Origin of the sequence: Pseudomonas sp. (assembly GCF_035277045.1) — a bacterium.
GTDB lineage: Bacteria > Pseudomonadota > Gammaproteobacteria > Pseudomonadales > Pseudomonadaceae > Aquipseudomonas.
This window is the reverse complement of the sequence record NZ_DATELE010000318.1, coordinates 1-8,341: the sequence shown is the minus strand read 5'-3', so window position 1 is coordinate 8,341 and position 8,341 is coordinate 1. Positions and strand designations below refer to the sequence as shown.

11 protein-coding genes are annotated in these 8,341 nt (G+C 65.7%); 1 reads left to right on the top strand and 10 read right to left on the bottom strand.

The features are described 5' to 3' along the window. Both VJS90_RS21105 and VJS90_RS21100 read right to left on the bottom strand, forming a co-directional pair. Positions 1-460: hydroxymethylglutaryl-CoA lyase (locus VJS90_RS21105; RefSeq protein ID WP_324123571.1), on the bottom strand; the 460-nt coding region annotated here is incomplete at its 3' end. Between the two features lie 21 nt (positions 461-481). After that, the gene (locus tag VJS90_RS21100; protein WP_324123570.1) at positions 482-883 is read right to left on the bottom strand and encodes a MerR family DNA-binding transcriptional regulator; all 402 of its coding nucleotides are present in this window, start codon (positions 881-883) and stop codon (positions 482-484) included. Between the two features lie 176 nt (positions 884-1,059). Between VJS90_RS21100 and VJS90_RS21095 the strand changes: the two genes are divergently transcribed. Beyond that, a complete protein-coding gene (locus tag VJS90_RS21095; protein ID WP_324123569.1) occupies positions 1,060-1,929 on the top strand; it encodes a LysR substrate-binding domain-containing protein in 870 nt (289 codons plus the stop codon). A 17-nt stretch (positions 1,930-1,946) separates the two neighbouring features. Here the strand turns inward: VJS90_RS21095 and VJS90_RS21090 are convergent, their stop codons facing one another. The 8 genes from VJS90_RS21090 to VJS90_RS21055 are packed head-to-tail and all read right to left on the bottom strand — an operon-like array spanning position 1,947 to position 8,041. Continuing rightward, entirely contained in the window at positions 1,947-2,840 is an 894-nt protein-coding gene (locus VJS90_RS21090) for a metal ABC transporter substrate-binding protein (RefSeq protein WP_324123573.1), read from the bottom strand. A 2-nt stretch (positions 2,841-2,842) separates the two neighbouring features. Next, positions 2,843-3,742, bottom strand: coding sequence for a metal ABC transporter permease (locus VJS90_RS21085; RefSeq protein WP_324123568.1), 900 nt, complete (start codon positions 3,740-3,742; stop codon positions 2,843-2,845). After that, complete coding sequence (locus VJS90_RS21080) at positions 3,742-4,488, bottom strand: metal ABC transporter ATP-binding protein (protein WP_324123567.1); 747 nt, start codon at positions 4,486-4,488, stop codon at positions 3,742-3,744. The genes VJS90_RS21085 and VJS90_RS21080 overlap by 1 nt, the downstream gene beginning before the upstream one ends. Continuing rightward, complete coding sequence (locus tag VJS90_RS21075; protein WP_414704969.1) at positions 4,485-5,402, bottom strand: metal ABC transporter substrate-binding protein; 918 nt, start codon at positions 5,400-5,402, stop codon at positions 4,485-4,487. The genes VJS90_RS21080 and VJS90_RS21075 overlap by 4 nt, the downstream gene beginning before the upstream one ends. Positions 5,403-5,416: 14 nt before the next feature. Continuing rightward, positions 5,417-5,986, bottom strand: coding sequence for a DUF6162 family protein (locus tag VJS90_RS21070; RefSeq protein WP_324123566.1), 570 nt, complete (start codon positions 5,984-5,986; stop codon positions 5,417-5,419). Further along, entirely contained in the window at positions 5,983-6,309 is a 327-nt protein-coding gene (locus VJS90_RS21065; protein WP_324123565.1) for a hypothetical protein, read from the bottom strand. Before VJS90_RS21065 ends, VJS90_RS21070 begins: the two co-directional genes overlap by 4 nt. Beyond that, the gene (locus VJS90_RS21060) at positions 6,306-6,845 is read right to left on the bottom strand and encodes a thiamine pyrophosphate-binding protein (RefSeq protein ID WP_324123564.1); all 540 of its coding nucleotides are present in this window, start codon (positions 6,843-6,845) and stop codon (positions 6,306-6,308) included. The genes VJS90_RS21065 and VJS90_RS21060 overlap by 4 nt, the downstream gene beginning before the upstream one ends. Beyond that, entirely contained in the window at positions 6,842-8,041 is a 1,200-nt protein-coding gene (locus VJS90_RS21055) for a PepSY domain-containing protein (protein WP_324123563.1), read from the bottom strand. Before VJS90_RS21055 ends, VJS90_RS21060 begins: the two co-directional genes overlap by 4 nt. Positions 8,042-8,341 lie beyond the last annotated feature (300 nt).

Genomic DNA, 8,341 nt, shown 5'->3' with positions numbered 1-8,341 from the left:
CCTGGCCCTCATAGGGACAGCCCAGCACGCATGAAACGTACCCCCGCACACGGATGCCCTGGTCGCGCGCGGCCAGCATGATCGGCTCGAAGCGGGTGAGGCTTTCGCTGATCGAACAGTTGATATTGCGTTGCGAAAAGGCTTCGGACGCGGCGGCGAACACCGCCACTTCCTTGACCCCGGCGGCCACCGCATCCTCGAAGCCGCGCAGGTTGGGGGCAAGGGCTGCGTAGATCACCCCCGGTCGCTGCGCGATGCCCGCGAACACCTCGGCCGAACCTGCCATCTGCGGTACCCATTTGGGCGACACGAAACTGCCAACCTCTATGTAGGAAAGGCCCGCCTCGCTGAGGTCGTCGACCAGGCGCACCTTGTCCGCGACGCTGATGGGCTGGGCTTCGTTCTGCAGGCCATCGCGCGGGCCGACTTCGACCAGGCGGACTGTTTCAGGCAGTGACATGGCGGGGCTTCCTGTGAGGGCTCAATGAGGGGTGTCCTGTTTGTCCAGCGTCGCGGCCAGGGCCTGCTCACAGCGCTCCTGGGCGGTGTCCAGTTCGAGTTGCATCTGCTGGATGTCGAGCAGTTGCTGTTCGAGCTGGCCGCGACGCTCGACGATCTTGGCCAGCATGCTGCGCAGCTGCTTGAGATTGCCGCTGCTGGGATCGTAGAGTTCGATCAGTTCGCGGCACTCGGCCAGGGAGAAGCCGATCCGCTTGCCGCGCAGGATCAGTTTGAGGCTGACTTTGTCGCGTGCCGAATAGATCCTCTCCAGCCCCCGCCGCTCCGGGCTCACCAGGCCCTGTTCCTCGTAGAAACGAATGGCGCGGGTGGTGATGTCGAGCTCGCGGGAAAGGTCGGAGATGCTGTAGGTCTGGCTGCTCATGCTCGGGCTCGAAAGGAGGATGAGGCTTAAGCTACTGGGTGCTTGACGTATACGTCAAGGCGCGGTCCGCGCGCTGGCGACCGTTGCGATTATGCCCGGGCCTTCCAGCAGGCCGGTCCCACATGGTAGAAGCCATCCTGGTCATCCAGAAATCGAATAACCTCAGGTCACCCATCGTGAAGTCAAATACAGCCCTGTTCGACCTCGACCTCCTGCGAGCGATCATCGTCGTGGCCGATTGCGGCAGCTTCACCACCGCGGCATCCCGCCTGCATTCGACCCAGTCCACCATCAGCCAGAAAGTCCGTCGCCTCGAAGACATGGTCGGCCACCGCCTGCTGGTACGCGGCAACCGCGATGTCCTCCCCACCGACGCCGGTCAGACCCTGCTGGGTTATGCCCGTCACATGCTGACGCTCAACGACCAGATGCTCGAAGCCCTGGCAGGTGCCACGGTCGGGGTCACGCTGCGTCTTGGCGTCCCGGAGGATTTCGTCGGCGGGCGAACCACCAGCGCGCTGGCGGCCTTCAGCCGCGAACACCGGCAGGTCAAGCTCGAGGTCACCAGCGGCCTGTGCCGCGACCTGAGCCAGAGCTACGACAATGGCGAGCTGGACCTGGTGCTGCTCAAGCAGCGGCGCAATACCCGCGAAGGCGTGGCGTGCTGGCCCGAACAGCTGCAATGGATCGACAGCGCCAGGTCGCCCGCCTTCGAGCTCGATCCCGTGCCGCTGGTGACGTTCCCGCCACGCGGCCTGTATCGCGATGACATGATCACCGCCCTCGAGGCGATGGGCCGGCGCTGGCGGATCAGTTTCACCAGCTCAAGCATCAGCGGCATTCAGGCCGCCGTCGCGGACGGCATGGGCATCAGCCTGCTGCCGCCGCGCGCGGCGATCCCCGAGCACCGGGTACTAGGCCGCGAGCAGGGCCTGCCGGTGGTGGACAGCTACGAGATTGTCATCGTCCATCGGCCGACGGCCGATCACCGGGTCAAGGCGCTGGCCGAGGTGCTTGCAGGGCTGCTGGCAGGGCATGCGATCTAGCATGGCCACCGGGGCGCTCATCCCTGGCTCAGGGCCTTGACCAACTGTTCCACACTGGCCTTGAGTCCCGCCAGGGTGTCGGGCGCCTCGCTGTCGAGCACCAGCAACCTGGCGCCGGACGCTGCGATGACCTCGGCCACGTCGGCATCCGGCTGACGATGATGCAGCACCAGCGCCACATCCTGCTGCTTCAGCGTCTCGCCCAGGGACTTCAACGCCGCCTCGTCCCATTTGTCATCCGCCGGCAAAGGCGAATCGACCACGTCCAGATTCAACCCGCTCACCAGATAGCCCAGGCGCTCGGAGAGGCTCACCACGCTGAGGTTGTCGGCCTCGGCCAGGCGCGTCTCGCTGCTGGACGCGAGCTCCAGCAACTGGCGCTTGATACCTGCAAGGTTGGCCTGGATCCGGGGCTTGTCGGCGGGCGCCAGGCGCTCGAGGTCGTTGGCCAGCACGTCGGCCATGCGCCCAAGATTGGTCGGGTTCAGCCAGGGGTAGGCGGCGAAGGCATTGTCGCCCTGCACGGCGATCCCCGGCAGTGCGCCATCCACCGGGCGCGCGGCGTCGATCTCGACAATGCGGATGTTGGTGCGCCGGGCCATCGGGTAGAGCGGGTCGTCCTGCCAGATCGACCTCAGGGCGATGACGGCGTCCGCATCCTGCGCCGCCTTTTGCAGACTGGCGCCACCACGGCCACTGAAATAGGACGGCTGACGCGTGGCGGGAAGAGTCGCCGGGGCGGCCCGCTTGAGTCGCACCGAGGTGCCCTCGAGCAGGGCACTGGCCAGGCTGTGGGTGACCGGTAACGAGGTCAGCACTTGCGGTGCCTCGGCGCTGGCAGGCTGCGCCGCGGAGGTCAGGGCCGGCAGCCCGCAGAGGGCGAGGGCGAGGGTCAGGTGCTTCAGGCGCAGGGTCATGCCGGGTTTCCTTGCAGACGGGGGACGAGAGCCCGGGCCAAGGCCGCGAGCGCGAAGCAGCAGCCGGCGACCAGGATGATCGCGGCCCCGGACGGCACCGGCAGGTCGAAGACGATGGGCATGAGGATGCCGAGCAGGGTGCTCAGGGTCGCGATCAGCACCGAGATCCAGAAGAAGCCCTTCAGCGACTGGCTGACCAGCCGCGCCGCAGCGGCCGGGATGACCAGCAGCGCGCCCACCAGGATCGCGCCGATCACCTTGACCGCGGCCACGGTCACCAAGGTCACCAGCACCACGAACAGATAGTCCAGGGTCTTGACGGCCACCCCGCGTACCGCCGCCAGTTGCGGGTTGAAGCTGGCCAGCATGATGCGGTTGTACAGCGGCAGCGCCAGGCCCAGCACCAGCAGCGCGACGATCCCCAGCACCAGCAGGTCCTGGGCGCTGACGGTCAGCACCGAGCCGAACAGCACGTTCTCGAGGATGTGCACGTTGATCTTGCCGGCCAGCATCAGTAACAGGCTTGCACCGAGCGCCAGCGACACCGAGAGAAACACGCCGATGAGGGTGTCAGGCGACAGGCCGGTACGGTTGCGCAGGAAGTTGAGGAGAATCCCGAACAGCAGGCAGTAGCCGAACAGGCTGCCGTAGGGCCCGGTGTAGGGCTCGCCGAGCAGGATGCCGATGGCCACGCCCGTCAGCGCGGCGTGGCCCACGGCCTCTGAGAAAAACGCGAATCGCTTGACCACCACCAGGGTGCCAAGCCCGCCGAGCACCGGGCCGATCATCAGGCCGGCAAGCAGGGCGTTGACCACGAACCCGTAGGCCAGGGCTTCGGGCAGGTAGCCTGCGTTGGCCCACGCCTGGACCAGCAGGCGGAATGCTTCGTAGTTCATCAGGCCAGGCTCTCGCTGCGAGGGTGGATGGAGAACAGCCCGAGCAGGCGTTCCGGCGTCAGCGCCTGGGCGGGGGGAGCATCGAACAGCACCTTGCGGCTCAGGCCGGTGACCCGGTCGGCCAGGCGCAGGACCGCTTCAAGGTCGTGCTCGATCCACAGCACCGTGGTCCCGGCTTGCCGCCAGCCGAGCAGCAACTGCTCGAACACCTGGGCACCGGCTTCGTCCAGCGCCGACATGGGTTCGTCCAGCACCAGCAACTGCGGCGCCGGGATCAGACCCTGGGCGAGCAGCACGCGCTGGCGCTCGCCACCTGACAAGGCGCCCATGCGGCGCTTGCGCTTGTCGAGCATGCCCACCCGCGCCAGCGCCGCGTCGATGGCCGGGGTGACGCGCCGGGACAGGCCAAGAAACGCCGGGCGCCGCTGGCACATGGCGGCCATGAAATCGTCCACGGTCATCGGCAGGCCGCGGTCGAACTCCAGCGCCTGGGGCACGTAGCCGATTACCTGGCCGTCGCCCGGCCAGTGCAGTGTCAACTGGCCCTGGTGCGGCATCTGGCCGAGCAGGGTCTTGATCAGCGAGCTTTTGCCGCCGCCGTTGGGCCCGACGATGGCATGCACGCTACCGGCGGCGACACCGAAGCTGACCTGCTCGAGGATGCGGGTACGGCCCAGCGTCAGGTCGATGCCCGCGAACTCGATTCGCGGCCCGCACGCGGCGATTACCGTCGCTGCAGCAGTCATGCGCGTGACTCCTGGATCGCCTTTACCACGGTGTCGAGATTGCGCTTCATCTCCACTTCGTACTTTTCCCTGGTGTAGTCGCCGTAGGAAATGTGCGTCAGTGGATAGATCTTCACGCCCGACTCGCGCTGGATGGTGTCGACATAGGCGGAAGGAAAGTCCATCTCCGAGAAGATCACCTTCACATCCAACGCCTTGAGCTGGTCGATGGTCTTCTTCAGCTGCGCGGGGCTGGGCTCGATCCCGTGGGCAGGTTCCACCACCGCGGTGACTTCCAGGCCGAACTCGCGCACCAGGTAGTCATAGGCGGCATGGATGGTCGCCACGCGAAACTCCGCCCCCGGCGCTTCGGTGACCTTGGCGAGCGCTTCGGCGCGCAGGGCGCGCAGCCGCTTGGCATAGGCGCGGGCGTTCTGCGTGTAGTAGCGAGCGTTGTCGGGGTCGATCTTGCCGAGTTCGCGGGCAATGTTGTTGACCTGGGCGATGCTGGCGCTGATCGACAGGAAGGTGTGGGGATTGACTACCTTGCCGGCACCCCGTGCGGCGATGCCGGTGGCTGCGAGCAGCGGCACGTTGGCATTGGCCTCTATGGTCTTGATGTCGGGCTTTTCGCTGGCGGCGATCATGCGGTCGGCAAAGTCGTCATGGCCGACGCCATTGAGCACGATCACATCCAGCGTGCCGATGCGCTTGATGTCTTCGGCCCTTGGTTCGTAGGCATGCGGGTTGAAACCTGCGGGAATCAACGGCACCACCTCGGCCTTGTCGCCGACGATGTTGCTCACATAGCTGTAGTAGGGGTGCAGGGTAATGCCGATGCGCAGCGGCTTGCCGCTGTCGGCCATGGCCAGGGCGGGCAGGGCGCAGGCGACCAGGAGGCTCAGAACACGGCGGGCGAGGGTGGAGCGGAACATGGGGCGTCCTTGTATCAGTGACGGTGTTGGCGGGTAACCCCGGCGTCATAGTGGGTGGCGATCTGCTGCCAGCCGGCGGCGATCAGCGAGTCGGCGTCCAGCACTGCGGGGGTCGAGCCTGCGCCATCGCGGCGCAGCCAGACATCGGCCTGGGCGTCGCTCGCCTGCGGCACGATCATCAGGAAACTGCCCGACACCTGGCGGTCGGCGCTCTGGCCCAGGTAGGCACCGGCCTCCAGCCATTGCCATTGATGACCTCCACGGCTGGCGCTGCTGGCGTCCACGACGAAAGGGGGGAAGCCTTTGTCGGCCAAGGCTTGGACGCTGGGCGTCGCGGCATTTTCCTCGCGCAGCAGCAGGATCTCGTCGAATGCCACCCGCAGGTCGGTGTAGATCCCTTGTTCGGCGGCATTCAGATCGCGGCGGGCGTCGAGCTGGTGGGCGGCGATCGCCACTTCGTCCACGCGCTCGCCGCGCAGCGACACCACGGCGGCGGCCAGCACCACGATCAACAGGCTGGTCAACAGTACGTACAGGGTTTCATGCCCGGCACCGGCCGGGCGTATGACCTGGGCGCGGCTCATGGCGCACCGATGTCGGCATGGTCCACTTCGACCACATGCCCCGGCCCCGCATCGAACAGCACGTAGAACTCGCCGTCCGGGCGCTTGAAGGTCATGCTCGAGTCATCCCCCAGCTTGCCCGGCACCAGGACCTGTTCGTCGTAACCAATCACATCGAGTGTCACCCCGGCGGCACCGCTGCCGTCGGAGAAGCCGCCGGTGCACTTGACCTGGTCGGTGCCGATCGCCTCGCACTCGCACATGGGGTTGTGAGCCAGCGCGGGGCCCGCGGCCAGCAACAGCAGGGGCAGGGGCAGGGTCAACTTGCGCAGGACGTGTTTCATTTCTTGCCTCCTTGGGCGGCGAGCCAGGCGATGGTGGCCGGCGAAGCCTTGGCCAGGGGAACCGAAGCCTGGTGCATGCTGCCGTCCCAGCCTTCGATGGTGATCCAGATGTCGGCGTCGGGCCGGGTCCGCGGTGGCACGGGCAGCGAGGTGACCATGCGGTAGGGCGTGCCGAAGAAGATGGTGCCCGCGGCGCGCAGGCTCCGGGGCTTGCCGATGCGCAGGTAGATGGCTTTCACGCCCTTGTCGCAGGTTTTGCAGAGGGCTGCGTTGAAGAGTTTGAAGTAGCCCGCCGGGCCATCGGCGCGAGGTGGCTCGGCCCGCAGCTCGGCCAGGTCAAGGCTCCAGGGGCCGACCTGGATGTCGTGAATCAGCGTGGCCCCAAGGCCCGCTTCGCCGCGAAACATGCGCGCATCGGCAAAATACTTGGGCATGAACCCAAGCGGCACGAGGATCAGCAGGATATTGATATGGAATCGCCATTTCAGCCAGAACTGCTTGAGCGGGCTGGCGTGAAGCGCTTGGGCCTGGCTCATGGCTGGACCTCCGTGGCGGGCTCGGGACGGGGTTGGCGTTGACGCGGTTGGCGCTCGCTGCGCTTGAGGGCGGCAGCAGTGGCCTGGGCGGTGCGCTTGGTCCAGATCAGCAGGCCGCTGAGCACCATCAGCGTCAGGATCAGGCCGAAGAAGGCCCAGATCAGCTTGATCGCCAGGCCGCCGAAGTCACCGGTATGCAGCGGGCGCATCGACTCGGTGACGAACTCCAGGGTCGAGCGGTCGCCCAGCAGGAACTGGCTGTCGACCTTGCTGGTGTAAGGGTTGACGCTGGCGCTCTGGAACATCAGCGGATACCAGCCCCGTCCGCTCAGGCTGACATGGCTGTAGGCAGTGGCCGGCATGAAGATGAAACTCACGTCCAGGCCCGGGATTTCCGATTGGGCAAGGCTCACGGCCTGGTCAAGGTCGATGCGCGGGGCAGGGCTGCCGTCGGCGCTCTGCGGCACTTGCTCGCGGGCGATCACCGGGACCACGGGCTCGGTGGAAATGGTGATGTGGTTGTCGCCCAGGATGGCCTGGATCAGGAACCACAGGCCGGTGATCGAGATCACCGCGATGAACCAGATCGACCAGACCCCGGCCAGCCGGTGCACGTCGCCCCAGAAGATGCGCGAGCCATGGCCCAGGCGCACGGGCTTGAAAAAGCCCCTCCAGAACTTCTTGTACACCACTAGGCCCGTGATCAGCGACGCCAGCATCGGCAGGCCGAGCAGCGACACCAGGTACCAGCCCCAGCTGTAGCCGTTGGTGAACGGCACCAGCCACCAGCCGTGCAGGGCACGGGTGAAGGCCTCGAAGTTGAAGTCCGGGCTCTTGCCCTGAATGACGCCGGTGTAAGGATTGACGTAGAGCGTTGGCGAGGTGCCGTCTGGCAGTGTCACGGCCACATTGAGGGCGAAGTGCGAGCCGTCGGGTTGGTTGAGGAACCTTACCGCCACGCCAGGCTCGGCCTTGTGCACGGCATCGAGCACCTGCTGGTAGCTCAGGCGCTGGGCGTCGTCGCTGGGTTTGGTTGCCCGCACGTCGGGGTTGGCCAGCCAGACGATCTCCTGGCTGACCACCGCGAGCATCCCGGTGAAGCAGACGATGAGGACGAAGAACCAGATCGGCAGGGCGAGCCAGCTGTGGACCAGGAACCATAGCCTGGATTTGGATTTTTTTGTTTGTTGTGCCATGGGACTTTCTTGGTTGGACGGATTGAGGTCGAGGGCTGACTCAACCTTGAGGCTGCACTAGTAAAGACGAATGAGAATGCAAATCCTGCCAACTAAAATGAAAGCAAATATTTCAGAGACGCCAAAACCCGACAGGGCCGGCCGGGCGCGTGTCGGGTTTGGGCGCCTTTACGGCACGTTGTCTGATGTTGATGCAGTTCTTGAACGAACCAGCGCCCGCGCGATTTAGCAGCGTTATTCACAGGCGGTGATTGGTAACCCCCAAAAAAGAGCGCGTCGCCTCAAGTGTTGCCAGAGGCG